Raw genomic sequence first — 24,726 nt, 5'->3', positions numbered from 1 at the left:
GCCGAAAGGTAAGCAACTCCCCATGCCCGAGCTGGTGTTCTTCTCCGGAACGATGGACTGCGGGAAGTCGACGCTGGCTCTCCAGATCGAGCACAACCGCTCGGCCCGCGGCCTGCAGGGCATGATCTTCACCCGGGACGACCGCGCGGGCGAGGGCAAGCTCTCCTCCCGCCTGGGCCTGGTCACGGACGCGGTCGAGGTCGAGGACGGCCAGGACCTGTACGCCTACCTCGTCGACCACCTCTCCCAGGGCGGGCGCGCGGACTACGTCATCGCCGACGAGGCCCAGTTCCTGGCGCCGGAACAGATCGACCAACTGGCCCGCGTCGTCGACGACCTGGGCCTGGACGTCTACGCCTTCGGCATCACCACCGACTTCCGCTCCAAGCTTTTCCCCGGCTCCCAGCGCCTGGTGGAACTGGCCGACCGGGTCGAGGTCCTCCAGGTCGAAGCCCTCTGCTGGTGCGGCGCCCGCGCCACCCACAACGCCCGCACGATAGGGGGCGCGATGGTCGTGGAAGGCGCCCAGGTGGTCGTGGGTGACGTCAACCAGTCCGAAGCCATCGGCTACGAGGTCCTGTGCCGCCGCCACCACCGCCGCCGGATGACCGCGGCGACGGCCCGAGCGGCGGCGCTGTCACCGGACGTGCTGCCGGTCAACTCGCACTGAGGCACAGCCACCGCGGCGGGCGAGGGGTCAGCGCGGACCCTCCACCAGCGAGAACCGCGCCCCTTCCGGATCGGAGACCGTCGCCACGCGCCCGTGCGGGCTGTCGTGAGCCGGTTTCAGGACGTGGCCGCCCAGCCGGGTGAGGAGGCCCAGGGTCTCGTCCGTGTCGGACACCTGGAAGTACGTCATCCAGTGCGGTCCCCGGTCGCGCGGGAGGGAGTTGCCCACACCGTGGATGCCGGCGACCGGGCGGCCGGCGAGGTGGAGGGTGACGTAGTCGAGGTCGGCCGAGACGACCGGCTCCTCGTCGTAGCCGAAGACGGTCTCGTAGAACTTGGCGACACTCGCCGTCTCGAAGGTCAGCAGCTCGTGCCAGGACGGCGTGCCGGGGACGCCGGCGATGGCGGCGCCGCGGTGCGCTCCCGCCTGCCACACGCCGAAGACCGCGCCGGAGGGGTCGGAGCCGATCGCCAGGCGCCCGGCGTCCCCCGCGTCCAGCGGGCCCACACCCAGGGTGCCGCCGCACAGCCGTACCGTCTCCGCCGTCAGGTCCACGTCGTCCGACGCGAGGTACGGCGTCCAGGCGACGGGCAGGTGACGGTCGGGCGGGAGCTGGCCGATGCCGGCCACTTCCCGGCCGTCCAGCAGGGCGCGCACGTACGGGCCCAGCTGATGCGGGCCGGGTTGGAATTCCCAACCGAACAGCTCGCCGTAGAACTCCTGGGTCGTGGTCAGCCCGTGCACCATCAAACTCACCCAGCAGGGCGTGCCGTTCGGGCCGGCCGACCCCCGTGCCTCGGTCATCGTCACTCTCTCCTCGACCCCTTGCGGCGGCCGTGTCGCCACCGTGCTCCGGAACCCCGTGCCGATGCTCGCACCACCCGCGGTGCCGCGCGCTCCGGGCGCGCCGCTGCTCTCCGCCCCTTCCCGCAGAATGCCCGGTGTGCGGTTTCCCATCCGTTTCTGTGTGATTGCTGACGGATGTCGATCGGCTGTACAGCATGTGCCCGATCCCGTACGCCTCGTGATCGGGCTTGCCCGGCGGAGCAGAGTAGCCGGACATGGACGAAGCGGCCACCCCGTGCGTAAGGATGGTGGCCATGAACGCCATCATCTCCGCATCCGAACTCGCGAGCGACCTGACCGGTCAGAACCCGCCAGTGGTGCTCGACATCCGCTGGCAACTGAGCATGGCCAAGGCGGCCGGAGAGCCGCCTTTCGACGGCCGCGCCGAGTACGCGGCCGGGCACATCCCCGGCGCGGTCTTCGTTGACCTGGACCGGGAGCTCGCCGCGGCCCCCGGCGCGCGCGGACGGCATCCGCTTCCCGAGCTCGCCGACTTCGGCGCCGCGATGCGCCGGGCGGGCGTGTCGGCCGGGACGCCGGTGGTCGTGTACGACGGCGGACAGGGCTGGGCGGCGGCCCGCGCGTGGTGGATGCTGCGCTGGACGGGTCACCCGGACGTGCGGGTCCTCGACGGCGGGTTGCCGTCCTGGGAGGGGGCGCTGGAGACGTCCGAGCCGACTCCCGTGGAGGGCGACTTCGAGCCCGCCCCGGACGCGGCGGGGCTCCTCGACGCCGACGGTGCCGCCGCCCTGGCCCGCTCCGGAGTGCTCCTCGACGCGCGCGCGGGGGAGCGCTACCGAGGTGAGGTGGAGCCGATCGACCGGGTCGGCGGGCACATCCCGGGGGCCGTGTCCGCGCCCACGAACGAGAACGTCGGCACGGACGGCCGCTTCCTGCCCGCCGAGGAACTGCATGCCCGTTTCAAGGCCCTCGGCGTCTCGGACGACACACCCGTCGGGGTGTACTGCGGTTCCGGCGTCTCCGGGGCGCACGAGGTGCTGGCGCTGGCGGTCGCGGGGATTCCGGCGGCGCTGTACGTCGGCTCGTGGTCGGAGTGGTCGTCGGACCCCTCGCGGCCCGTCGCCGTCGGCGCGGACCCGCAGTAAGAGCGGTACGGCACGACGGAGGGCCCGCGCGAACCGGCGCGGGCCCTCCGAGGCGCGGTAGGGGCGACTATTCCTGCTTCTTGCGCCGCGTACCGAACACGATCTCGTCCCAGCTCGGGACCGCCGCCCGGCGGCCCGGGCGGACGCCGTCCGCCTCGGCCTGGCGGTCGGTGGCGCCGACGAGACGGTCGCGATGCGCGCCCACGGAGCGGGGCATCAAGACGTCCGCGTAGGCGGAACCGGCCGAGGCCGCAGGGGCCGGGGGTTCCTCCGCCGCGGGTTCGTCGGCGGGCTCCTCCGCCGGGGCGGAGGTCTCCGAGGGACGCTCGGGGACCACCAGGTCGCCCCGGAAGCTGGGCACCGCCTCCAGGAGGCTGGTCAGGGAGTCGCGCTCGCTCGCGCTCTCCTCCTCGACCGGCTCGGGCGCCGGGGCGGGCAGGCCCAGGCGCTCCCGGTCGAGGGAACGGTCCAGCGGCCGGTCGCGCGGCAGCCGGGCGATGCGCGGTACGAAGGGGAAGCTGGGCTCGGGGGAGGCCGCGAGGTCGTCGGACTCGCCGATCAGTGAACGCGCCTCGTCGTCGACGGCCTGGACGAGCCGCCGGGGCGGGTCGTACGTCCAGCTCGCCGAGTGCGGTTCGCCCGCGACCAGGTAGACCAGCAGGACCTCCCAGGTGCCGTCGTCGCGGCGCCAGGAGTCCCACTGGACGGTGTCCTTGTCGGCGCCCCGCAGCAGCAGTCGCTCCTGAACGGCCTCGCCGAGCTGCGGTCCGGTGTTCTCACCGGGCCGGCGGACGGGGGTCTTGCGGGCCCGCTCGGCCATGAAGGCGCGCTCCGCGAGCACGGGGCCCTCGAAGCGGCGGACACGGTCGACGGGGATTCCGGCCATCTGCGCGACCTCTTCGGCCGTCGCACCGGCGCGTATACGTGCCTGAATGTCGCGGGGGCGGAGATGACTCTCCACCTCGATCTCGATCTGGCCGAGGCGGGGACGGTCGCCGCGTACGGCGGCGCGCAGACGCTCGTCAATCGGAAGCGTGTACTCCGTGCTGTCCGCAGCCTTCAGCACCAGCCGTGTGCCGTCATTCGAGACGGCCACGACACGCAGTTCGGGCATGGGGACCTCCCGGGTGGTGCCTGCCGACGTCACGTGCGTCGCTGCTTCCGCTAGTCGAGTGTGGCCTGCCCGGGTGCAGCCTGCCACAACCTTGCCGAGTTGCCCGGCGTGTCGGGCGCGGGCCCTGGATCGCCGTTATGGCACGGTTACCTATTCGCAACGCTAAGTGACCAACTCCATCACCCTGTGCAACTAGCCCCCTCCCGGCGGTCCTTGAAGGTCGCGGACGCCCAGGCGGGAGACCGGACCCAGGGCTCGCAACAGTACTCCATTCGGACCACGTGCGTGGATTGGCGCGCCGCTCAACTTCCTGTGGAGAGTGGGACTTCGCCGTCCCTGGCAAGGATTTGCGGATCTTGAACGTGGCGTACTTCACGGAATCCCCAGAAACGGAACTAAACGTTTTCGTTCGTACGTCCCTTTGTCGTGCAGTTGGTTGATCAAGTACGGGAAAGGCAGGCAAGGTTCCGGGATGGGTGAAAGGCCCGATGTCAGGGAGAAGCGGCTCGATCTGAACGTCCCCCAGGTGGCCGGCGCCGCACTGGCCGCCGTGGTGGCCGCCAAACTCGCCTCCTATTTCGGGGTGTACGGCACGATCCTCGGCGCCGGTCTCGTCAGCGTGGTCGCCACGTGCGGGGGCTCCGTGTTCCAGCACCTCTTCCGGCGGACCGGCGAGCAGTTCCGCGAGGCGACGGGCCCCCACCGGGTCGAGCGGCACGGGCCGTCCCGCCCGGGGGAGTTCACCGAGGGCACGGTCTACCGCGCCCGTGTCAAGAAAAAGAACTGGAAGCGACCGCTGATCGGTGCGGCCCTGGTCTTCGGGGTCACCATGACCGGGATCACCACCTACGAACTGGCGTCCGGCAACAGCTTCAGCGGGGGCAAGGGGACGACCGTCAGCGAAGCCGTCTCCGGTGACGGCTCGTCGTCCTCCGGCTCCGATGACGACGGCATTCCGTCGACGACCTCGACGACCTCGCCGACCCCATCCGTCACGCCCGACGCCGGGACGGCCGGGACGCCGTCGAGCAGTGCCTCGTCGGACGGTGGAACGACGTCAGGTGCGACGCCTGCGCCCAGCCCCTCGAAGAGCAGCGGAACGCCGACGCCCACGCCGGCCCCGAGTGCGTCCGGGGCGGCGACTACGCCCCCAGCACCCGCCGCAAGTAGTCGTTCTGGAACCGGCGATCAGGATCGAGCCGATCCCGAAGGGCAGTGAACTCGCCGAAGCGCGGATAGACCCCGGAGAAGTACTCGGCGTCGCGCGTGTGCACCTTGCCCCAGTGCGGCCGTCCCTCGTGCGCGGTGAAGATGCGCTCGGCGGCGGTGAAGTACGCCTGGTACGGCGTCCCCTTGACCATGTGGACGGCGATGTACGCGCTGTCGCGTCCCGACGCCGTGGACAGCGTGATGTCGTCGGCGGGCGCCGTGCGCACCTCGACGGGGAAGCTGACCTTCAGCCCGGAGCGCTCGACCATGGTCCGCAGTTCGCGCAGCACCTCGACCGCGGCCTCGCGCGGAACGGCGTACTCCATCTCCACGAAGCGGACCCGGCGCGGCGATGTGAAGACCTTGTAGGGGATGTCCGTGTACGTCCGCGCGGACAGCGCCTTGCTGGAGATCCGGGCGATCGCCGGGATCGTGCCGGGCACCGCGCGGCCGACCCACTGGGCGACCTGGAAGACGCCGTTGGAGAGGAACTCGTCCTCGATCCAGCCCTGGAGCTGCGGCACCGGCTTCTCCGGGCCCGCGCTGCGGTTGTTGCGCTTGGTGTTGGTGTTGCCGGTGTGCGGGAACCAGTAGAACTCGAAGTGCTCGTTCTCGGCCCACAGCTCGTCGAAGTCGGCGAGCACCTTGTCGAACGGCATCGGCTCCTCGCGCGCGGTGAGCAGGAAGATCGGCTCCACCGCGAACGTGATGGCCGTGACGACGCCGAGCGCGCCCAGGCCGATCCGGGCCGCCGCGAAGACGTCGGGGTTCTCCTTCTCGGAGCAGGTGAGCACCGACCCGTCGGCGGTGACCAGCTCGAGTCCCTTGATCTGGGCGGCTATCGACCCCGACTCCCGGCCGGTGCCGTGGGTGCCGGTGCTGGTGGCCCCGGACACGGTCTGCTCCATGATGTCGCCCATGTTCCGGAGCGAGAGCCCCTCGCGCGCGAGGGCCATGTTGAGCCTCTTGAGCTGGGTGCCCGCCCCCACCGTGACGGTCATGGCGTCCCGGTCGATGTCGCGGATGCCGCTCAACAGTTGAGGGCGGATCAACACACCGTCGGTGGCCGCGATGGACGTGAAGGAGTGCCCGGTGCCGACGGGCTTGGCCTTCAGCCCGTCCTCGGCGGCCCTCCGGACGGCGTCCGCCAGCTCCTCCACGGAGGCCGGAGTGACCTCCCGCGCGGGACGGGCGGCGACATTGCCGCCCCAGTTACGCCACGTGCCGTTCTTCCCGCTCACTGTGGTGCTCAACGGTGCCTCCCCGACGCGGAACCGGCCGCTTGAGCCGGCGATACCCCAGGAAACCGACCGCGACCGCGACGGCCCCGGACACCGCCGGAACCCCGTACCCGGCCTGCGCCCCGGCCGCGTCGATGACCCAGCCGGCCACGGAGGAGCCGAGCGCGACCCCGACCGCGAGCCCGGTGCTGATCCAGGTCATGCCCTCGGTCAGTTGCGCGCGTGGTACGTGCTGCTCGATCAGGGACATCGTCGTGATCATCGTCGGAGCGATGGACAGGCCCGCCACGAACAGCGCCACGGCCAGAAACGGCAAGTTTCCGACCAGTAGGAGGGGGATCATACTCACGGCCATCGCGCATATGCCCAGCAGCCAGCGAGGTTCCGGGGCTCCCTTGAAGCGCAGCAGCCCGAACACGAGCCCCGCCACGCAGGACCCCGCCGCGTAGAGGGCGAGCACGACGCTCGCGGCCCCCTTGTGGCCCCGCTCGTCGGCGAACGCCACGGTGACGACGTCGACGGCCCCGAAGATCGCCCCGGTCGCCACGAAAGTCGCCACCAGGACCTGGAGGCCGGGGGAGCGCAGGGCGCTGCCGCCGCCGTCGCCGTGGCGCTCACGCGGATGCGGCGCCGGCTCGGTGGCCCGCTGCGAGGTCAGCCAGAAGACCCCGACCGCCAGGAAACAGGCGGCGAGCAGCGGTCCCGCCTCCGGGAACCAGGCGGTCGACAGCCCGATGGAGATGATCGGCCCGAAGATGAAGCACACCTCGTCGACGACCGACTCGAACGAGTAGGCCGTGTGCAGCTGCGGGGTGTCCCGGTACAGCGCGGCCCACCGCGCGCGGATCATCGCGCCGATGCTCGGCACGCACCCGATCCCCGCGCTGAAGACGTACAGGGTCCAGTCGGCCCACCGGAAGTGCGCGGCGCACAGCAGCCCGGCCGCCGCGACGAGCGCGACCAGCGTGGCCGGCCGCAGCACCCGGCGCTGCCCGTACTGGTCGACCAGCCGCGACACCTGCGGCCCCGCCACGGCGGCGGCGAGCGCCATGGTGGCCGACAGCGCCCCGGCGAGTCCGTACCGGCCGGTCAGCTGGGACACCATGGTCACCACGCCGATGCCCATCATCGACAGCGGCATCCGGCCGAGGAACCCCGCGGCGGAGAAGCCCTTGGTGCCGGGGGCGGCGAACAGGGCGCGGTAGGGGCTCGGCACGGGGGTCTCCGGTCACGGGAAGAGAAGCGGCTCGGCGCGTCTGTGTCGAGCACCCCAGTAAGGCGTCAACGCAGCTGATACAGCTTACAAGTAAGGCGACCCTAACGCACCTGTCCGGGCGGCCCGGGAACCCCTTCCGGCACCCCGCCGTTTCCCGGCTGTCAGTACCGGATGACAGGATCGATCCATGCCAGACGTGCGCGATGCCACCCCCTACGACGCCCTGCTCCTGCTCTCGTTCGGCGGCCCCGAGGGGCCCGACGACGTGGTCCCGTTCCTGGAGAACGTGACGCGTGGGCGAGGCATCCCCAAGGAACGCCTGAAGGAAGTCGGTCAGCACTACTTCCTCTTCGGCGGGGTCAGCCCCATCAACGCCCAGAACCGCGCCCTGCTCGACGCCCTGCGCAAGGACTTCGCCGACCACGGCCTGGACCTGCCGATCTACTGGGGCAACCGCAACTGGGCCCCGTACCTCACGGACACCCTGCGCGAGATGACCGCCGACGGCCACCGCCGCATCCTCGTCCTCGCCACCAGCGCCTACGCCTCGTACTCGGGCTGCCGCCAGTACCGCGAGAACCTCGCGGACTCGCTCGCGGCCCTGGAGGCCGAGGGGCTCGAACTGCCGAAGATCGACAAGCTCCGGCACTACTTCAACCACGAGGGCTTCCTGGAGCCCATGATCGAGGGCGTCCTGCAGTCCCTGGCCGACCTCCCCGAGGACGTCCGGGACGGTGCCCACATCGCCTTCTCGACCCACTCCATCCCGAACGCCTCGGCGGACACCTCGGGCCCGGTGGAGGGCCACGGCGAGGGCGGCGCGTACGTGAAGCAGCACCTGGAGGTCGCGCGGCTGATCGCCGAGGCCGTCCACGACCGCACGGGCATCGAACACCCCTGGCAGCTCGTCTACCAGTCCCGCTCCGGTGCCCCGCACATCCCGTGGCTGGAGCCGGACATCTGCGACCACCTGGAGGAGCGCCACGCCTCCGGCGTCCCCGCGGTCGTCATCGCCCCCATCGGCTTCGTGTCGGACCACATGGAGGTCCTCTACGACCTCGACACCGAGGCCAAGGCCAAGGCCGGGGAACTGGGCCTGCCGATGCGCCGCTCGGCCACGGTCGGCGCCGACCCGCGCTTCGCCGCGGCGATCCGCGACCTGATCCTGGAGCGGGCGGCGACCGAACGCGGCCAGGAGGTCACCCCGTGCGCCCTGGGCGCGCTGGGCCCGAGTCACAACCTCTGCCCGGTGGGCTGCTGCCCCGCCCGAGCCCCCCGCCCGGCCGCCGCGGGCGTCGACAGCCCCTACGCGTGAGGACCCCCGTGACCGACCCTCTGCACACCGAACTGCTCAAGCTCGCCCAGGAGGCGGCCCGCCGCGCCGGCGACCTGCTCCGGGACGGCCGCCCGGCCGACCTGGAGGTGGCGAGGACCAAGTCGAGCCCCATCGACGTGGTCACGGAGATGGACATCGCGGCGGAGAAGCTCATCACCGACGTGATCTCCGCACAGCGCCCGGACGACGGATTCCTCGGCGAGGAGGGCGCCTCCACCGAGGGCACGAGCGGCGTGCGCTGGGTGATCGATCCCCTCGACGGCACCGTCAACTACCTCTACGGGCTGCCCACTTGGGCGGTCTCCATCGCCGCCGAGGTGAACGGCGAGACGGTCGTCGGCGTCGTGGCGGCACCGATGCGGGGCGAGACGTACCACGCCGTCCGCGGCGAGGGCGCCCGGGCGACCGGCCCCACCTGGTCCGGCGAGCGGAAGCTGAGCTGCCGCCCGGCGCCCCCGCTCGACCAGGCGCTGGTCTCGACGGGCTTCAACTACGTCCTGGAGGTCCGCACCCACCAGGCCGAGGTGGCCCACCGCCTGATCCCCCTGCTCCGCGACATCCGCCGCAGCGGCTCGGCCGCGGTGGACCTCTGTGACGTGGCCGCCGGCCGCCTGGACGGCTACTACGAACGCGGCCTGCACCCCTGGGACCTGGCCGCGGGCGACCTGATCGCCCGGGAGGCGGGCGCCCTGACCGGTGGACGCCCCGGAGAGGCCCCCACACGCGACCTGGCGCTCGCCGCCACCCCGGGCGTCTTCGAGCCCCTCCAGCGCCTCCTGGAGGACTTCGGCGCCTGGCACGACTGACGCCTTCTGCGCCGTCCACCCACGACAAGGGCCCCGGTGCTGGATTCACCGGGGCCCCGCTGTCGTACCGAGGTATGGATCAGACGCTACGCGCCGACCTCCACGCCATGCTCGTAAGCCAGGCGGCGCAGGTCGTCGAGCTCGGCCTGTTCCACCTCGACGAGGAAGTCGTCGCCCTCGTCGCGAGCCCGCGTCAGGTCGGACTCGGTCGTCCTTATGCGCTGCAGAAGTCCTGCGGTGAATGCGTCCATGCTGCGCCCCCTCGTCCTGGGTCGTGGGTCGGTGGCACGGGGGTGTGCCGTTCGGAAGGGGCGATCACGCCTGAAGCAGATGCCCAGCGCTGCCCTGCTGGGCGGCGACGGCGCCGGACACCCACGCCCACTCTGCGGAAAGCGGATTGCGCTGTACCGCATGGTGCTGCGGCACATGCAGAGCGTGATCGCGGGGTGTAAAGCCGTCCTCCCCCCGCTCCCTTGCACGGAAACCTCAACCGCACGAGAAAATCTCGCATTCCCGGGCTCCACACCCGTCGTTCAGACGGTGCTCACCCGCCTTACAGCCGACTTATGGCCGAAAAGGGCAGGATGGAGGTCAACACACTCACCGACACCCCTGCCCGTGTGCCCGAGGAGCGCTACGCGAGTGGACACGGGTGGACACAGGAAGGACAAGCGACGTGCGCGTACTCGTCGTCGAGGACGAGCAGCTGCTCGCCGATGCGGTGGCCACCGGACTGCGCCGGGAGGCCATGGCCGTCGACGTCGTGTACGACGGTGCGGCCGCCCTGGAGCGCATCGGCGTCAACGACTACGACGTGGTCGTCCTCGACCGTGACCTCCCCCTGGTGCACGGCGACGACGTCTGCCGCAAGATCGTCGAGCTCGGCATGCCCACGCGCGTGCTGATGCTCACCGCGTCCGGCGACGTCAGCGACCGTGTCGAGGGCCTGGAGATCGGCGCCGACGACTACCTGCCCAAGCCCTTCGCGTTCAGCGAGCTGACGGCACGCGTGCGTGCCCTCGGCCGGCGCACCAGCGTGCCGCTGCCGCCCGTCCTGGAGCGCGCCGGCATCAAGCTGGACCCGAACCGCCGCGAGGTCTTCCGCGACGGCAAGGAAGTCCAGCTCGCGCCGAAGGAGTTCGCCGTCCTGGAGGTGCTGATGCGCTCCGAGGGCGCCGTCGTCTCCGCGGAGCAGCTCCTGGAGAAGGCCTGGGACGAGAACACCGACCCGTTCACCAACGTCGTCCGCGTGACCGTCATGACCCTGCGCCGCAAGCTGGGCGAGCCGCCGGTCATCGTCACCGTCCCCGGCTCCGGCTACCGGATCTGATCGACCGTGGCCGCCGCTCCCGCGCCTCCCCAGGCGCCCCCCAAGCCCACCTGGGACCCCCGCAGGCCGGAGCCCCCGTTCCCCTGGCTGCGTCCCACCATCCGCATAAGGCTGACCCTGCTGTACGGCGGGATGTTCCTGATCGCGGGCATCCTGCTGCTGTCGATCATCTACCTGCTGGCGGCGAACGCGCTGAACGTCGGCAGCGACCTGCCCTTCAAGGTCGTCACCGGCACGGTGTCCAGCGAGAGCTGCAACATCACATCCACCCAGCTGCCGGCGGCCGACCTCAACCACGCCCTCAACGAGTGCGTCAACGAGCAGCGCCAGCACGCCCTCGACAACCTCCTCAGCCGCTCCCTCCTCGCTCTCCTCGGCCTCGCGGTCATCGCCTTCGCCTTCGGTTACGCCATGGCCGGCCGCGTTCTCTCCCCGCTGGGCCGGATCACCCGTACCGCCCGCGCGGTGGCGGGTTCGGACCTCTCGCGGCGGATCGAGCTGGACGGCCCGGACGACGAGCTGAAGGAGCTCGCCGACACCTTCGACGACATGCTGGAGCGCCTCCAGCGGGCCTTCACGGCCCAGCAGCGCTTCGTCGGCAACGCCTCCCACGAACTGAGAACACCCCTCGCGATCAACCGCACGCTGCTGGAGGTGCACCTGTCCGACCCGGGCGCGCCCGTGGAGCTCCAGCAGCTCGGCAAGACGCTGCTGGCCACCAACGAGCGCAGCGAGCAGCTCGTGGAGGGGCTGCTGCTGCTCGCCCGCAGCGACAACCAGATCGTCGAGCGCAAGCCGGTCGATCTCGCCGAGGTCGCCGAGCAGGCCGTCGACCAGGTGCACGCCGAGGCCGAGGCCAAGGGCGTCGAGATCCGCGGTGCGCGCACGTCCGCGGTGGTGCAGGGCAACGGAGTCCTGCTGGAGCGGATCGCGCTGAACCTCGTACAGAACGCCGTGCGCTACAACGTGGCCGAGGGCGGCTGGGTCGAGGTCACCACTGAGGTCCAGCACGGGCAGGCGGTGCTGGTCGTGTCGAACACCGGGCCGGTCGTGCCGGCGTACGAGATCGACAATCTCTTCGAGCCGTTCAAGCGGCTGCGGGGGGCCGACCGCACCGGTAGCGACAAGGGTGTGGGGCTCGGTCTGTCCATCGTGCGGTCGGTCGCCCGGGCGCACGGCGGACACATCTACGCACAGCCGAGAGAGGGGGGAGGGCTCGTGATGCGGGTCACCCTGCCGATCTGAGACCATGTCGCCGACACACGGGGATGTTCGCTTTGCGCGGAATTTTCTGGGCACTCGTCGGACTGACCCGTGTGTGATCGATCACAAGGGCGAATTTCCGGCCATCTACTGACAGTGATCAAGAAGGCAGTCGGAAAGCCGGGAAAGTCCGGGTTTTCGGGGGCCTTGATCACGGGAAGTACACGGTGAGACGCCTTTGAAGTGCGGCATTCGGACCGTGTACGGTCCCCATCGCCATCCCAGCCGATCACTCATGAGGAGTCCGGTTGGGTGTCGATTGAGTAACAGACCTTGATGTGAGGCAAAATCTCCGCCTCGGGTCGGGCACAAGTCCGGCCTCTCACGCGTTACGTGCGCTGGAGACACCGCAGACACCCAGAGGGGGAGAGCGACATGGCAACGGATTACGACACCCCACGCAAGACCGACGACGACGTCGACTCGGACAGCCTTGAAGAGCTGAAGGCCAGGCGGAACGACAAGTCGACGTCCGCAGTGGACGTCGACGAGTTCGAGGCCGCCGAAGGCCTGGAGCTGCCCGGCGCGGACCTCTCGAACGAGGAGCTGGCCGTCCGGGTGCTGCCCAAGCAGCAGGACGAGTTCACCTGCATGAGCTGCTTCCTGGTGCACCACCGCAGCCAGCTGGCCCGGGAGAAGAACGGTCAGCCGATCTGCCGCGACTGCGACTGAGGACGGGTCGGCCGTGACTGGCTCGACCCCTCCCTGGAAGCGCCGCTCCCACCTGCCGGGAGCGGACCAAGGGCCGTCCGACGGCTCTCACGGCGCGCGTGACGACGAGCGGGGCTCATCCGGTACGGAAGCATCCGGCAGCGGAGCTTCCGGTACGGGATCGGCCTCGCTCGAACCCGCGGTCGTCCGGGGTGACCTCCCGGCGTCCGCGGAGCAGTACCCCGCGCCCGTCGCCAAGCGGCGGGCGGCGGTCATCCGGGAAAAGGTCGGGGAAGGCGTCCGCAGAGGCGGCAGCCGCGCCAGGGCGGGCCTGGCGTACCTCGCCGACCGGATCATCGACAACGCCCCCAGAATCCCCGTACGCGACCTCCAGGCGCTGCGCAGGCAGTTCCCGGGCCTCGGGCCCGAGCAGCTCGCCGACAAGCTCGTGGCGGGCGCCGCGGCGGCCACCGCGACGGTCGGGGCCGGCGTCGGCGCCGCGGCCATGCTCCCCGTACCGCCCGCGATGCCCACGGAACTCGCCGCGGAGATCACCGGAGTCGCGGCCATCGAGCTCAAGCTGATCGCCGAGCTCCACGAGGTCTACGGCGTACGGCCGCCGGGCGGCCTGAAGGACCGCAGCACCGCCTACCTGAACTCCTGGTCGGGGGAGCGCGGCATCGACGTGACCAAACCGTCGACCGTCAACTCCGCCCTCGGCGGCCCGATGAAGAACCAGCTGCGGCAGCAGATCATGAAGCGCATGGTCCGGGACCTGCCGAACCTGATGCCGTTCATGGTCGGCGCGGCCGTGGGCGCGGTCATGAACCGCCGGGACACCAGAAAGCTCGCCGGACGCATCCGCGCGGACCTGCGCAAGATCCAGGTGCCCTGGGACGCCCTTCCCGAGCTCCCGCCGCTGGAGGAGCCGACGGACCCCCTCTCGGTCGGGGAGGTCGCGAAGGAACTCGGGCGCGGGCGCGGCGGCCGCCGTCGCGGCCGGTAAGAGTTCCGTGAGATTCCAGCAGCCACGTCCTTGGGTGACTACTGGCGCGAATGTTCTAGGCGGCTTCCCGCGCCTGCCGGATCGCCTCCGCCAGCCGCTCCGGCTCGCGCGTCGACAGGTACAGGTACGGCGTCGGGTCCTCGGGGTCGGTGACCACCACCCGCAGGGCCGTCGGGATGTAGGCGCGCAGCAGCAGGAAGGCGCGGGTGTCGGCCTTGTACGTGCGCCAGGCGCGCGCCTCCTCCGCGTCCAGGATCTCCGTGTCGCCCAGGGCGGTGACCGGGATCTTCGCCTCTCCGGCGACCAGCGAACCGCCCACGACGCGGATGCGCTGGGAGCCGTAGGAGCTGGCGACGACCGCGGCCGCTGCGGTGCCGCCGACCAGGCCGCCGAGCAGCGGCAGGGTGCCGAACGGCAGCAGGATGAGGGCGAAGGAGACCCCCACCAGGAACGAGATCAGCCACCACGAGCGGGGGGCCGTGAGGCGTTCTTCGTACGGGGTCGCGGAGAGCTGCATGAATCCAAGCTTGGCACGGTGTGAGAACCGGGCCGACGCGCGGGTAAGGTCTGCGGCTGTGAGTGGTACTTCCGCAGCTCTTCAGCCTCCCGCCGACGCGGTGTCGCCGGTGCGTCATCCCGACGCGCCCGCGCCCGGCGAACTCCTCGGCGCGCACTACGGCGAGTGCTTCGGCTGCGGCGGCGGTCAGGCCCACGGGCTGCACCTGGAGGCCCGCGCCGGCGAAGGTGTCTCGGTCACCGCCGAGTTCACCGTACGGCCCGCCCACCAGGGCGCTCCCGGCCTCGCGCACGGCGGTGTGCTGGCGACCGCGCTCGACGAGACGCTCGGCTCGCTGAACTGGCTGCTGCGCACGATCGCGGTGACCGGACGCCTGGAGACCGACTTCGTACGGCCCGTCCCCGTAGGCACGGTGCTGTATCTGGAGGCCCATGTCACCGCCGTCGCCGGGCGCAAGATCTACTCGACCGCGACCGGACGGATCGGTGGCCCCGAGGGGCCCGTCGCCGTTCGCGCGGACGCGCTCTTCGTCGAGGTGAAGGTCGACCACTTCATCGACAACGGCCGCCCGGAGGAGATCCGGGCCGCCATGAGCGACCCGGACCAGATCCGGCGTGCCCGTGCCTTCGAGGTGAACCCGTGAGCCGTGAGCCCGTGAACGTGCTGATCCGGCGCGTCGACCCCGACGTACCGCTTCCGTCGTACGCGCACCCCGGCGACGCGGGTGCCGATCTGCGTACCACCGAGAGCTGTGAACTGAAGCCCGGCGAACGGGCCGTGCTGCCCACCGGGGTGTCTGTCGCGCTTCCGGAGGGGTACGCGGCCTTCGTGCATCCCCGATCCGGCTTGGCCGCCCGCTGCGGTGTCGCTCTCGTGAATGCCCCAGGGACGGTTGATGCCGGGTACCGTGGGGAGATCAAGGTGATCGTGGTGAATCTCGACCCGCGCGAGGCGGTGCGGTTCGAGCGCTTCGACCGGATCGCCCAACTGGTCGTCCAGCAGGTCGAGCGGGTCAGCTTCCAGGAGGTCGCGGAGCTGCCCGACTCGGTGCGGGCCGAAGGGGGCTTCGGGTCCACCGGAGGCCATGCCGCGGTGGCCGGGGCAAGCAGCACAAGCGGTCAGGCCGCCGTCGGCGGCGCAACGGGTGGGAATCGATACGCATCGGTCGTATCCGACCGGGAAGGACAGTGACGTGTTCGGACGTCGCAAGAAGAAGGATGCCGCCGAGGGCGCGGCCGGCGAGGCCGAGCAGGTCGTCGACAGTGTCGACACTGAGGCGGACGACGAGGGCCGCGAGCGTGTGAGGCTCGAGCCCGAGCCGCGGCCCGACGGGCCCTGGGACGACTCCGAGGTGCGCGAGCCCGGCGAGGGCCGCGTCGACCTGGGCGGCCTCTTCGTGCCCGGTGTCGACGGCATGGAGCTGCGGGTCGAGGTCGCGGGCGACGCGATCGTCGCGGCGACCGTCGTGCTGCGCGACAGCGCCGTCCAGTTGCAGGCCTTCGCCGCGCCCAAGCGCGAGGGCATCTGGGGCGAGGTCCGCGAGGAGATCGCCACCGGAATCACCCAGCAGGGCGGCATCGTCGACGAGGTCGAGGGGCCGCTGGGCTGGGAGCTGCGGGCTCAGGTGCCGGTGCAGCTGCCGGACGGCACGGGCGGCTTCCAGGTCGTGCGGTTCGTCGGTGTGGACGGTCCGCGCTGGTTCCTGCGCGGGGTGATCTCGGGCCAGGGCGCGGTGCAGCCGCAGGCCGCGGGTCTGCTGGAGCAGATCTTCCGGGACACGGTCGTGGTCCGCGGCGAGGGCCCGATGGCGCCCCGCGACCCGATCGTCCTGAAGCTGCCGAACGACGCGCAGATGGTTCCCGAGGGCGTCCAGCAGCAGGACCAGGAGGGCTCCCGCTTCTCCGGCGGCATGGGTCAGCTCCAGCGCGGGCCGGAGATCACCGAGGTCCGCTAGACAGTCGCAGGAGAGCCGCACCCCGTCCTGGGGTGCGGCTCTTTTGCGTGCGCGGACTCTTGACGGCGGATTGGTCTGTACCTACCGTCTCGGCCCAACGCGTCTGTTCATAAAGGCGCTTCACGTTCACATACGAGAACGGAAGGCCCCCCACGTATGCGCAGAACCGCCCTTCTCACCGCCGCGGCAGCCCTCGTCGCCGGCGCCCTCGCGTGGCCCGCCGACGCCGCGCCCACCACCTTCGTCCACCCCGGAGTCACCGTCTCCCAGAGCCAGTTGGACTTCGCCCGCAGCAAGGTCAACGCCGGCGCCCAGCCCTGGAAGGGTGCCTTCGACCAGATGCTGGCGAGCAAGTACGCCGACCTGAACCGCACCCCCAAACCCCGCGCGGTCGTCGAGTGCGGCTCCTACTCCAACCCCAACTACGGCTGCACCGACGAGCGCGAGGACGCGATAGCCGCGTACACCGACGCCCTCGCCTGGTACATCACCCGCGACGACCGGTACGCCAAGAAGGCCATCCAGCTGATGGACGCCTGGTCGGCGACCATCACGGACCACACCAACAGCAACGCGCCCCTCCAGACCGGCTGGGCCGGCTCCTCCTGGCCCAAGGCCGCCGAGATCATCAAGTACACGTACACCGGCGGCTGGGCCAACTCCGGCCGCTTCGCGACCATGCTCCGCGACGTCTACCTCCCCGAGGTCATCAACGGCTCCAACTCCAACGGCAATTGGGAGCTGTCGATGATGGAGGCCGCCGTCGGCATCTCCGTCTTCCTGGAGGACAGGACGTCGTACGACAAGGCCATGGCGAAGTTCCGCACGCGCACGGCCGCCTACGTCTACCTCGCCTCCGACGGCTCCGTGCCCAAGACCGTGCCGAGCCAGAACCTCGACACCACGGCGAAGATCGTCGCGTACTGGCAGGGCCAGTCGACCTTCGTCACCGGCCTCACCCAGGAGACCTGCCGCGACCTCACCCACACCGGCTACGGCATCTCCGCGATCTCGCACGTCGCCGAGACCAGCCGCATCCAGGGACAGGACCTGTACGGCACCGACGTCGGCGAGCGGCTGCGGCAGGCGCTGGGGTTCCAGTCGAAGTACGAGCTGGGGACCGCCGTGCCCAGCTGGCTGTGCGGCGGCTCGCTGAAGCTCGGCCTCGGGCCGGTCACCGAGGTCGGCTACAACGCCCTCCACAACCGCCTCGGCATCGCCATGACCAACACCCAGACCCTGACCGAACGGAACCGCCCCGCCGGCTCCAACAACCTCTTCGTGGCCTGGGAGACCCTCACCCACGGGGACAATCCGAGCTGACCGACCGTTGAACAGCCGGGCGCCCTTCGTGATACTGGCGCCCGGTCGTCGGCTTCGCCGGCTTCGTCGGCTTCACGGGGGAGGGGCTCATGAGCCAGGTGGTCACCGAGACCATGGTCCGGGTCGAGAACGTCCACAAGTCCTACGGCCGCGGCGCCGGCGTCGTCCACGCGCTGCGCGGGGTCTCGCTGGAGGTGCCGCGCGGGGAGCTCGTCGCCCTCAAGGGGCGGTCGGGGTCCGGGAAGACCACGCTCCTCAACATCGTCGGCGGGCTCGACACCCCGGACCAGGGGCGGGTCGAGGTCGACGGGCGCGACCTCGCCGGCCTGGACGAGGACGGGCTGCTCGCACTGCGCCGGGACCGCATCGGGTTCGTCTTCCAGTCCTTCGGGCTCATCCCGATCCTCACGGCCGCCGAGAACGTCGGGGTCCCCCTGCGGCTGCGCCGGGCTGAGGCACGCGCGCGTGAGGAGCGCGTCGAACTGCTGCTGTCCCTGGTGGGCCTCGCCGACCACGCCGGCCAGCGGCCCACCGAGCTCTCCGGCGGCCAGCAGCAGCGGGTCGCCATCGCCCGCGCCCTCGCCAACAGCCCCTCGCTGCTCGTCGCCGACGAACCGACCGGCCAGCTCGACGCGGAGACCGGGCACGCCGTGATGGAGCTGCTGCGGGCCGTCGTCCGCAGCGAGAACGTCACCGCCCTCGTCGCCACCCACGACGCGACCCTGCTGGACCTGGCCGACCGGGTGCTGGAGCTGGGCGACGGGGAGATCGTCGAGGCCTGAGGCGCCCGGTGCGCGTCGCCGTCAGGGTTGCGTCAAAGACGGGCCCCAAGGGCCCTCTCGACCCCTTTTGCCGCAATTGATGGCCGTAGGGTCGACGCTGCGCAGGCAGCAGTGACCGGAAGACAATGGGGCCCATGGGACGCGGCAAGCTTCGGATCTACCTCGGTGCGGCACCGGGCGTCGGCAAGACGTACGCGATGCTCTCCGAGGCGCACCGGCGCGTCGAACGCGGTACCGACTGCGTCGTGGCCCACGTCGAGCACCACGACCGGCCGCGCACCGAGGTGATGCTGCACGGCCTGGAGCAGATCACCCACCGGGAACTGGAGTACCGGGGGGCCGCCTTCCAGGAGATGGACGTCGACGCGGTGCTGCGGCGCGCGCCCGCCGTCGCCCTGGTGGACGAACTCGCCCACACCAACGTCCCCGGCTCCCGCAACGCCAAGCGCTGGCAGGACGTGGAGGAACTCCTCGCCGCCGGGATCGACGTGATCTCGACCGTGAACATCCAGCACCTCGAGTCGCTGGGGGACGTCGTCGAGTCGATCACGGGGGTGCGGCAGCGCGAGACCGTCCCCGACGAAGTGGTGCGGCGGGCCGATCAGATCGAGCTGGTCGACATGTCGCCGCAGGCGCTGCGGCGGCGGATGGCGCACGGCAACATCTACCGGCCGGACAAGGTCGACGCCGCCCTGTCGAACTACTTCCGCCCCGGCAACCTCACCGCCCTGCGCGAACTGGCCCTGCTGTGGGTGGCCGACCGCGTCGACGAGTACCTGAAGCAGTACCGCAGCGACCACCGGGTGTCGAAGATCTGGGGTTCCCGGGAGCGGATCGTCGTCGGACTGACCGGTGGCCCCGAGGGGCGGACCCTGATCCGCCGGGCCGCGCGCCTCGCCGAGAAGGGCGCCGGCGGTGAGGTGCTCGCCGTCTACATCGCCCGCAGCGACGGCCTGACCGCCGCCTCGCCCAAGGAACTCGCGGTGCAGCGCACCCTGGCCGAGGACCTCGGCGGCACCTTCCACCATGTGATCGGGGACGACATCCCCGCGGCGCTGCTGGACTTCGCACGCGGCGTCAACGCCACCCAGATCGTGCTCGGCTCCTCGCGCCGCAAGGCCTGGCAGTACGTCTTCGGGCCGGGCGTGGGCGCCACGGTCGCCCGCGAGTCCGGGCCCGACCTGGACGTCCACATCGTCACCCATGAAGAGGCCGCCAAGGGACGCGGGCTCCCGGTCGCCCGCGGCGCACGGCTCGGGAAGGCGCGGATCATCTGGGGCTGGGCGGTCGGCGTGGCCGGCCCCGCCGTGCTGGCGGTGCTGCTCAACACCGTCCACCTCGGCCTCGCCAACGACATGCTGCTGTTCCTGACCGTGACGGTGGCCGCCGCCCTGCTCGGCGGACTGCTGCCGGCGCTGGCCTCGGCCGCCGTCGGCTCGCTCCTGCTGAACTACTTCTACACACCGCCCCTGCACCACTGGACCATCGCCGACCCGAAGAACATCGTCGCCATCGTGATCTTCGTCGGGGTCGGTGTCTCGGTGGCCTCGGTCGTCGACCTGGCCGCCCGGCGCACCCATCAGGCGGCCCGGCTGCGGGCCGAGTCGGAGATCCTGTCCTTCCTCGCGGGCAACGTGCTGCGCGGCGAGACCGGCCTGGAGGACCTCCTGGAGCGCGTGCGCGAGACCTTCGGGATGGAGTCGGCGGCCCTGCTGGAGCGGGCGAGCGACGTCGAGCCCTGGACCTGCGCGGGCCGCGCCGGTCTCGGCCGCCCGGTGGAGCGGCCCGAGGACGCCGACGTCGACATGCCGGTCGGGGACCACATGGCCCTCGCCCTGACCGGCCGGGCGCTGCCCGCCGAGGACCGCCGGGTGCTGGCCGCGTTCGCCGCGCAGAGTGCCGTGGTGCTCGACCGGCGGCGGCTGCGGGAGGAGGCCGAGCAGGCCCGCGCGCTCGCAGAGGGCAACCGCATCCGTACGGCGCTGCTGGCCGCCGTCAGCCACGATCTGCGCACCCCGCTCGCCGGGATCAAGGCCTCGGTGTCCTCGCTGCGCTCCGACGACGTGGCATGGTCCGAGGAGGACCGGGCCGAACTGCTGGCGGGCATCGAGGACGGCGCCGACCGCCTCGACCACCTCGTCGGCAACCTGCTGGACATGTCCCGCCTCCAGACCGGCACCGTCACCCCGCTGATCCGGGAGATCGACCTCGACGAGGTGGTGCCCATGGCGCTCGGCGGGGTGCCCGAGGACAGCGTGGAACTGGACATCCCGGAGACGCTGCCCATGGTCGCGGTGGACGCCGGGCTGCTGGAGCGGTCGGTGGCCAACCTGGTCGAGAACGCCGTCAAGTACAGCCCGCCCGGCAGCCCCGTCCTCGTCTCCGCCAGCGCCATCGCCGACCGGGTCGAGGTGCGGGTGGTCGACCGCGGGCCCGGCGTCCCCGACGAGGCCAAGGAACGCATCTTCGCGCCCTTCCAGCGCTACGGCGACGCCCCGCGCGGCGCCGGCGTCGGACTCGGCCTCGCCGTCGCCCGCGGCTTCGCCGAGGCCATGGGCGGCACCCTCGGCGCCGAGGACACGCCGGGCGGCGGCCTCACCATGGTGCTGACCCTCACAGCGGCGGACGCGGGCGCTGAACCGCGGCCGCTCGTGGAACTCGTACGACCCGAAAGGCAGGCCCGATGACCCGGGTGCTCGTGATCGAGGACGAGCCGCAGATCGTGCGCGCCCTCGTGATCAACCTCAAGGCCCGCAAGTACGAGGTCGACGCGGCCCACGACGGCGCCACCGCCCTCCGGCTGGCCGCCGCCCGCCACCCCGACGTGGTCGTCCTCGACCTGGGCCTGCCCGACATGGACGGCGTCGAGGTGATCAGGGGGCTGCGCGGCTGGACCCGGGTGCCCATCCTGGTGCTCTCCGCCCGGCACTCCTCGGACGAGAAGGTCCAGGCACTGGACGCGGGCGCCGACGACTACGTCACCAAGCCCTTCGGCATGGACGAACTGCTGGCCCGGCTGCGGGCCGCCGTCCGCCGGGCCGAGCCGGCCGGTCCGGGGGAGGGCGACGTGACCACGGTGGAGACCGAGGAGTTCACCGTCGACCTCGCAGCGAAGAAGGTCAACCGCGGCGGCAAGGACGTACGCCTGACCCCCACGGAGTGGCACCTGCTGGAGGTGCTGGTGCGCAACACCGGGCGACTGGTCAGCCAGAAGCAGCTGTTGCAGGAGGTGTGGGGGCCGTCGTACGGGACGGAGACCAACTACCTGCGCGTGTACATGGCCCAACTGCGCCGCAAGCTGGAGGCGGACCCCTCGCATCCCGAGCACTTCATCACGGAGCCCGGTATGGGCTATCGGTTCGAGGGCTAGCACCGCGGGTACGAACGTGTCAGTGCACCCCGGTACGCTTCAGATATGAGTGCTGTTCCGCGTTCCGAGAAGCCGGTGGGCCGGTTCCGGCGCATGCTCGACCGGCTTTCCTCGTCCCAGGAGGACCTGGAGTCGGAGGAGCTGCGGGAGGATGCCGAGACCGCCGGCTGCACCAAGATCGGCGACTGCCACGACCGACAGATCGTGACGGTAACTGGTACCTTGCGCACGGTCACGCTGCGCCCCCGGGCCGGTGTCCCGGCGCTGGAGGCCGAGCTGTTCGACGGCTCCGCCGCGCTGGACGTGGTGTGGCTCGGCAGGCGCTCCATCGTGGGGATCGAGCCGGGGCGCAAGCTGATCGCATCGGGCCGGATCTCGATGAGCCGGGGCCGCCGGGTGCTGTTCAACCCGAAGTACGAACTGAGACCCCTCGGTAGGGAGTAGCCGGTGACGTCGCTCGACAAGCCGACCGAAGAGACCGATCAGCACGACGCCCGGGCGGTGACCGAGGCCGCGCTGTTCGAGGCCTTCGGAGGCCTGCGGGGCATGGTCGAGACGGTGCTGCCCGGCCTGCTCTTCGTCACGATCTACACGATCAACAAGGACCTGCACATGTCCGCGATCGCCGCGCTCGCGGTGTCGCTGGTCCTGGTCGTGGTCCGGCTGGTGATGCGGGACACCGTCAAGCACGCCTTCAGCGGCGTCTTCGGCGTGGCCTTCGGTGTCGTCTTCGCGATGATGACCGGCAACGCGAAGGACTTCTACCTCCCCGGCATGCTGTACACGCTCGGGCTGGGGCTCGCGTACATCATCACGACGCTGTGCGGCGTCCCGCTGATCGGGCTGATCCTCGGGCCGGTGTTCAAGGAGAACCTCTCCTGGCGCACCCGCAACCCCGGCCGCAAGAAGGCGTACGCCAAGGCCAGTTACGCCTGGGGCGCGATCCTGCTCGCCAAGTGCGCGATCCTCTTCCCGCTGTACTGGTGGGCCAACACCGCGCAGCTCGGCTGGGTGCTGGTCGCCCTGAAGATCCCGCCGTTCCTGCTCGCCGTATGGCTGACGTGGGTCTTCCTGGCGAAGGCGCCCGCGCCGATCGACGTCTTCGCGGAGATGGAAGCCGAGGAGAAGGCGGAGGAGGAGCGCAAGGCCGCCCTGGCCGCGGAGCGCGGTGAGACGACGGGCGCGCGGCACCGGCGCGAGGCGTAGATTCCCTTACGACGACGGAGGGCGCCCCGGGAGATCCGGGGCGCCCTCCGTCGTCGTACCGCCTAGGACGCGTCCTCGCGGCGCACCGACAGCAGGTCCTCCAGCTGCTCCTCCCGGGCCTGCGCCGCCACGAACAGCAGTTCGTCGCCGGCCTCCAGGGAGTCGTCCTGGGTCGGGGTCAGGACACGGGTGCCGCGGATGATCGTCACCAGGGACGTGTCCTCCGGCCACTCCACGTCGCCGACCTGGGTGCCGGCCAGGGCCGACTCCTCCGGCAGGGTCAGCTCGACCAGGTTCGCGTCGCCGTGGCTGAAGCGGAGCAGGCGGACCAGGTCGCCGACGCTCACCGCCTCCTCGACCAGGGCCGACATCAGGCGGGGGGTGGAGACGGCGACGTCCACGCCCCAGGACTCGTTGAAGAGCCATTCGTTCTTGGGGTTGTTCACCCGGGCGACGACGCGCGGGACGCCGTACTCCGTCTTCGCGAGCAGCGAGACGACCAGGTTCACCTTGTCGTCGCCCGTCGCGGCGATCACGACGTTGCAGCGCTGGAGCGCGGCCTCGTCCAGGGACGTGATCTCGCAGGCGTCGGCCAGCAGCCACTCCGCCTGGGGGACGCGCTCGACCGAGATGGCGGTCGGCGCCTTGTCGACGAGAAGGACCTCGTGGCCGTTCTCCAGCAGTTCGCCCGCGATCGAGCGGCCCACCGCACCGGCACCGGCAATGGCGACCCTCATCAGTGACCGCCCTCCTCTTCGGGACCCTTGGCGAAGGACGCCTCGACCTTGTCGACCTCGTCGGTGCGCATCATCACGTGCACCAGGTCGCCCTCCTGCAGCACCGTCTGCGAGGTGGGCAGGATCGCTTCGCCGAGACGGGTCAGGAACGCCACGCGGACGCCCGTCTCCTCCTGCATCTTGCTGATCTTGTGGCCGACCCAGGCGGCGGAGGCGTGCACCTCCGCGAGCTGGACGCCTCCGGTGGGGTCGCGCCACAGCGGCTCGGCGCCGGAGGGAAGGAGCCGGCGCAGCATCTGGTCGGCGGTCCAGCGGACCGTGGCGACCGTCGGGATGCCCAGGCGCTGGTAGACCTCGGCGCGGCGGGGGTCGTAGATACGGGCCGCGACGTTCTCGATGCCGAACATCTCGCGGGCCACGCGCGCGGCGATGATGTTCGAGTTGTCGCCGCTGGAGACGGCGGCGAACGCACCGGCCTCCTCGATGCCCGCTTCACGCAAGGTGTCCTGGTCGAAGCCGACGCCGGTGACCCGGCGCCCGCCGAATCCGGAGCCCAGTCGACGGAAGGCGGTGGGGTCCTGGTCGATCACGGCGACCGTGTGCCCCTGTTGCTCCAGGGTCTGGGCGAGAGCGGAACCCACTCGCCCGCAGCCCATGATGACGATGTGCACGACCGTCCTTCCGAATGTCAGATGTCAAGAGTCGTTGACTTGGCCTTAACAGGGTCTCAGACCGGCCACCAAGCTACACACGCGCGGTCCGCGCGGGGCACCCCCGTGCAGGGCCGGACCGGCTCCGGGACGATCAGCGGCGGCTGATGCTGCGCAGGCTCGCAAGTGTCAGGATTCCGAGGCCGAGGAGCGCGGCGGCGGCGCCGATCAGCTCTGCGGTGGCGTGCATGGGACCTCCGGGGGCGGTGACGGCGGGGGTCTTGTCATATAGGCATGGGGGCGCGGGCGGCTGCGGAATCCGTTGCCGGGGGGTTGGCCGATTTCACTCGGAGAGCAGATCGAGGGCCGATGTGGGGTGGCGGGTGGTTGTGC

General features: G+C 71.0%; 26 protein-coding genes. 18 read left to right on the top strand and 8 right to left on the bottom strand.

What is annotated here, in order from left to right; genetic code table 11:
• The first annotated feature begins 22 nt into the window (after positions 1–22).
• Positions 23–670, top strand: a complete 648-nt coding sequence (locus DI272_RS13050; protein ID WP_109495541.1) for a thymidine kinase — start codon at positions 23–25, stop codon at positions 668–670.
• Positions 671–697: 27 nt separating this feature from the next.
• Here DI272_RS13050 and DI272_RS13045 read toward each other — a convergent pair whose 3' ends face one another.
• Positions 698–1,474, bottom strand: a complete 777-nt coding sequence (locus DI272_RS13045; RefSeq protein ID WP_109495540.1) for a VOC family protein — start codon at positions 1,472–1,474, stop codon at positions 698–700.
• A 296-nt stretch (positions 1,475–1,770) separates the two neighbouring features.
• Here DI272_RS13045 and DI272_RS13040 point away from each other — a divergent pair, with 296 nt between their 5' ends.
• Complete coding sequence (locus DI272_RS13040; protein ID WP_181387177.1) at positions 1,771–2,622, top strand: sulfurtransferase; 852 nt, start codon at positions 1,771–1,773, stop codon at positions 2,620–2,622.
• 67 nt (positions 2,623–2,689) lie between these two features.
• On the opposite strand, the gene sepH is transcribed toward DI272_RS13040, so the two are convergent.
• Positions 2,690–3,736: a septation protein SepH gene (gene sepH, locus DI272_RS13035; protein WP_109495538.1), complete on the bottom strand. Its 1,047-nt coding sequence runs from the start codon at positions 3,734–3,736 to the stop codon at positions 2,690–2,692.
• 472 nt (positions 3,737–4,208) lie between these two features.
• Here sepH and DI272_RS13030 point away from each other — a divergent pair, with 472 nt between their 5' ends.
• On the top strand, positions 4,209–4,955 hold the full coding sequence (locus DI272_RS13030; RefSeq protein ID WP_109495537.1) for a hypothetical protein: 747 nt from the start codon (positions 4,209–4,211) through the stop codon (positions 4,953–4,955).
• Here DI272_RS13030 and DI272_RS13025 read toward each other — a convergent pair.
• Both DI272_RS13025 and DI272_RS13020 read right to left on the bottom strand, forming a co-directional pair.
• Entirely contained in the window at positions 4,879–6,198 is a 1,320-nt protein-coding gene (locus DI272_RS13025; RefSeq protein WP_109495536.1) for a D-arabinono-1,4-lactone oxidase, read from the bottom strand. The two genes, DI272_RS13030 and DI272_RS13025, sit on opposite strands and share 77 nt — an antisense overlap.
• Positions 6,158–7,402, bottom strand: coding sequence for an MFS transporter (locus tag DI272_RS13020; RefSeq protein WP_109495535.1), 1,245 nt, complete (start codon positions 7,400–7,402; stop codon positions 6,158–6,160). The genes DI272_RS13025 and DI272_RS13020 overlap by 41 nt, the downstream gene beginning before the upstream one ends.
• A 187-nt stretch (positions 7,403–7,589) precedes the next feature.
• On the opposite strand from DI272_RS13020, the gene DI272_RS13015 reads away from it, so the two are divergent.
• Together DI272_RS13015 and DI272_RS13010 are read left to right on the top strand one after the other, a co-directional pair.
• Positions 7,590–8,717, top strand: coding sequence for a ferrochelatase (locus tag DI272_RS13015; RefSeq protein WP_109495534.1), 1,128 nt, complete (start codon positions 7,590–7,592; stop codon positions 8,715–8,717).
• Between the two features lie 8 nt (positions 8,718–8,725).
• Positions 8,726–9,544 (top strand): inositol monophosphatase family protein, encoded by an 819-nt coding sequence (locus tag DI272_RS13010; RefSeq protein ID WP_109495533.1) that lies wholly within the window; start codon positions 8,726–8,728, stop codon positions 9,542–9,544.
• 86 nt (positions 9,545–9,630) lie between these two features.
• Here DI272_RS13010 and DI272_RS44485 read toward each other — a convergent pair whose 3' ends face one another.
• A complete protein-coding gene (locus tag DI272_RS44485; RefSeq protein ID WP_165951272.1) occupies positions 9,631–9,795 on the bottom strand; it encodes a hypothetical protein in 165 nt (54 codons plus the stop codon).
• 425 nt (positions 9,796–10,220) lie between these two features.
• Here DI272_RS44485 and DI272_RS13005 point away from each other — a divergent pair, with 425 nt between their 5' ends.
• The 4 genes from DI272_RS13005 (at position 10,221) to DI272_RS12990 (ending at position 13,794) form a co-directional block, all read left to right on the top strand.
• Positions 10,221–10,874, top strand: coding sequence for a response regulator transcription factor (locus tag DI272_RS13005; protein WP_007385219.1), 654 nt, complete (start codon positions 10,221–10,223; stop codon positions 10,872–10,874).
• Between the two features lie 6 nt (positions 10,875–10,880).
• Positions 10,881–12,119, top strand: coding sequence for a HAMP domain-containing sensor histidine kinase (locus tag DI272_RS13000; RefSeq protein WP_109495532.1), 1,239 nt, complete (start codon positions 10,881–10,883; stop codon positions 12,117–12,119).
• A gap of 393 nt (positions 12,120–12,512) precedes the next feature.
• Complete coding sequence (locus DI272_RS12995; RefSeq protein WP_005481602.1) at positions 12,513–12,809, top strand: DUF4193 domain-containing protein; 297 nt, start codon at positions 12,513–12,515, stop codon at positions 12,807–12,809.
• A 13-nt stretch (positions 12,810–12,822) separates the two neighbouring features.
• A complete protein-coding gene (locus DI272_RS12990; RefSeq protein ID WP_109495531.1) occupies positions 12,823–13,794 on the top strand; it encodes a hypothetical protein in 972 nt (323 codons plus the stop codon).
• Between the two features lie 55 nt (positions 13,795–13,849).
• On the opposite strand, the gene DI272_RS12985 is transcribed toward DI272_RS12990, so the two are convergent.
• Positions 13,850–14,311 (bottom strand): DUF3093 domain-containing protein, encoded by a 462-nt coding sequence (locus DI272_RS12985; RefSeq protein WP_109495530.1) that lies wholly within the window; start codon positions 14,309–14,311, stop codon positions 13,850–13,852.
• Positions 14,312–14,369: 58 nt separating this feature from the next.
• Between DI272_RS12985 and DI272_RS12980 the strand changes: the two genes are divergently transcribed.
• From DI272_RS12980 to DI272_RS12940, 9 genes are all read left to right on the top strand, one after another.
• Complete coding sequence (locus DI272_RS12980) at positions 14,370–14,954, top strand: PaaI family thioesterase (protein WP_109495529.1); 585 nt, start codon at positions 14,370–14,372, stop codon at positions 14,952–14,954.
• Positions 14,951–15,502: a dUTP diphosphatase gene (dut, locus tag DI272_RS12975; RefSeq protein WP_109495528.1), complete on the top strand. Its 552-nt coding sequence runs from the start codon at positions 14,951–14,953 to the stop codon at positions 15,500–15,502. The genes DI272_RS12980 and dut overlap by 4 nt, the downstream gene beginning before the upstream one ends.
• Position 15,503: 1 nt before the next feature.
• Positions 15,504–16,265: a DUF3710 domain-containing protein gene (locus DI272_RS12970; protein WP_109495527.1), complete on the top strand. Its 762-nt coding sequence runs from the start codon at positions 15,504–15,506 to the stop codon at positions 16,263–16,265.
• 156 nt (positions 16,266–16,421) lie between these two features.
• Positions 16,422–17,588: an alginate lyase family protein gene (locus DI272_RS12965; protein WP_109495526.1), complete on the top strand. Its 1,167-nt coding sequence runs from the start codon at positions 16,422–16,424 to the stop codon at positions 17,586–17,588.
• 89 nt (positions 17,589–17,677) lie between these two features.
• The gene (locus DI272_RS12960; protein ID WP_109495525.1) at positions 17,678–18,370 is read left to right on the top strand and encodes an ABC transporter ATP-binding protein; all 693 of its coding nucleotides are present in this window, start codon (positions 17,678–17,680) and stop codon (positions 18,368–18,370) included.
• A 134-nt stretch (positions 18,371–18,504) separates the two neighbouring features.
• Entirely contained in the window at positions 18,505–21,057 is a 2,553-nt protein-coding gene (locus tag DI272_RS12955; protein ID WP_109495524.1) for a sensor histidine kinase KdpD, read from the top strand.
• The gene (locus tag DI272_RS12950; protein WP_109495523.1) at positions 21,054–21,740 is read left to right on the top strand and encodes a response regulator; all 687 of its coding nucleotides are present in this window, start codon (positions 21,054–21,056) and stop codon (positions 21,738–21,740) included. The genes DI272_RS12955 and DI272_RS12950 overlap by 4 nt, the downstream gene beginning before the upstream one ends.
• 45 nt (positions 21,741–21,785) lie before the next feature.
• The gene (locus tag DI272_RS12945; RefSeq protein WP_109495522.1) at positions 21,786–22,184 is read left to right on the top strand and encodes an OB-fold nucleic acid binding domain-containing protein; all 399 of its coding nucleotides are present in this window, start codon (positions 21,786–21,788) and stop codon (positions 22,182–22,184) included.
• Positions 22,185–22,187: 3 nt separating this feature from the next.
• The gene (locus DI272_RS12940) at positions 22,188–22,946 is read left to right on the top strand and encodes a DUF3159 domain-containing protein (protein WP_109495521.1); all 759 of its coding nucleotides are present in this window, start codon (positions 22,188–22,190) and stop codon (positions 22,944–22,946) included.
• A 62-nt stretch (positions 22,947–23,008) separates the two neighbouring features.
• Here the strand turns inward: DI272_RS12940 and DI272_RS12935 are convergent, their stop codons facing one another.
• Both DI272_RS12935 and DI272_RS12930 read right to left on the bottom strand, forming a co-directional pair.
• Entirely contained in the window at positions 23,009–23,683 is a 675-nt protein-coding gene (locus DI272_RS12935) for a TrkA family potassium uptake protein (RefSeq protein WP_109495520.1), read from the bottom strand.
• Positions 23,683–24,354: a TrkA family potassium uptake protein gene (locus tag DI272_RS12930; protein WP_109495519.1), complete on the bottom strand. Its 672-nt coding sequence runs from the start codon at positions 24,352–24,354 to the stop codon at positions 23,683–23,685. The genes DI272_RS12935 and DI272_RS12930 overlap by 1 nt, the downstream gene beginning before the upstream one ends.
• Positions 24,355–24,726 lie beyond the last annotated feature (372 nt).

Source organism: Streptomyces sp. Act143 (genome assembly GCF_003143935.1).
Taxonomy (GTDB): Bacteria; Actinomycetota; Actinomycetes; order Streptomycetales; family Streptomycetaceae; genus Streptomyces.
The sequence above is the reverse complement of the archived record's forward strand: the minus strand, read 5'-3'. Positions and strand labels throughout refer to the sequence as shown.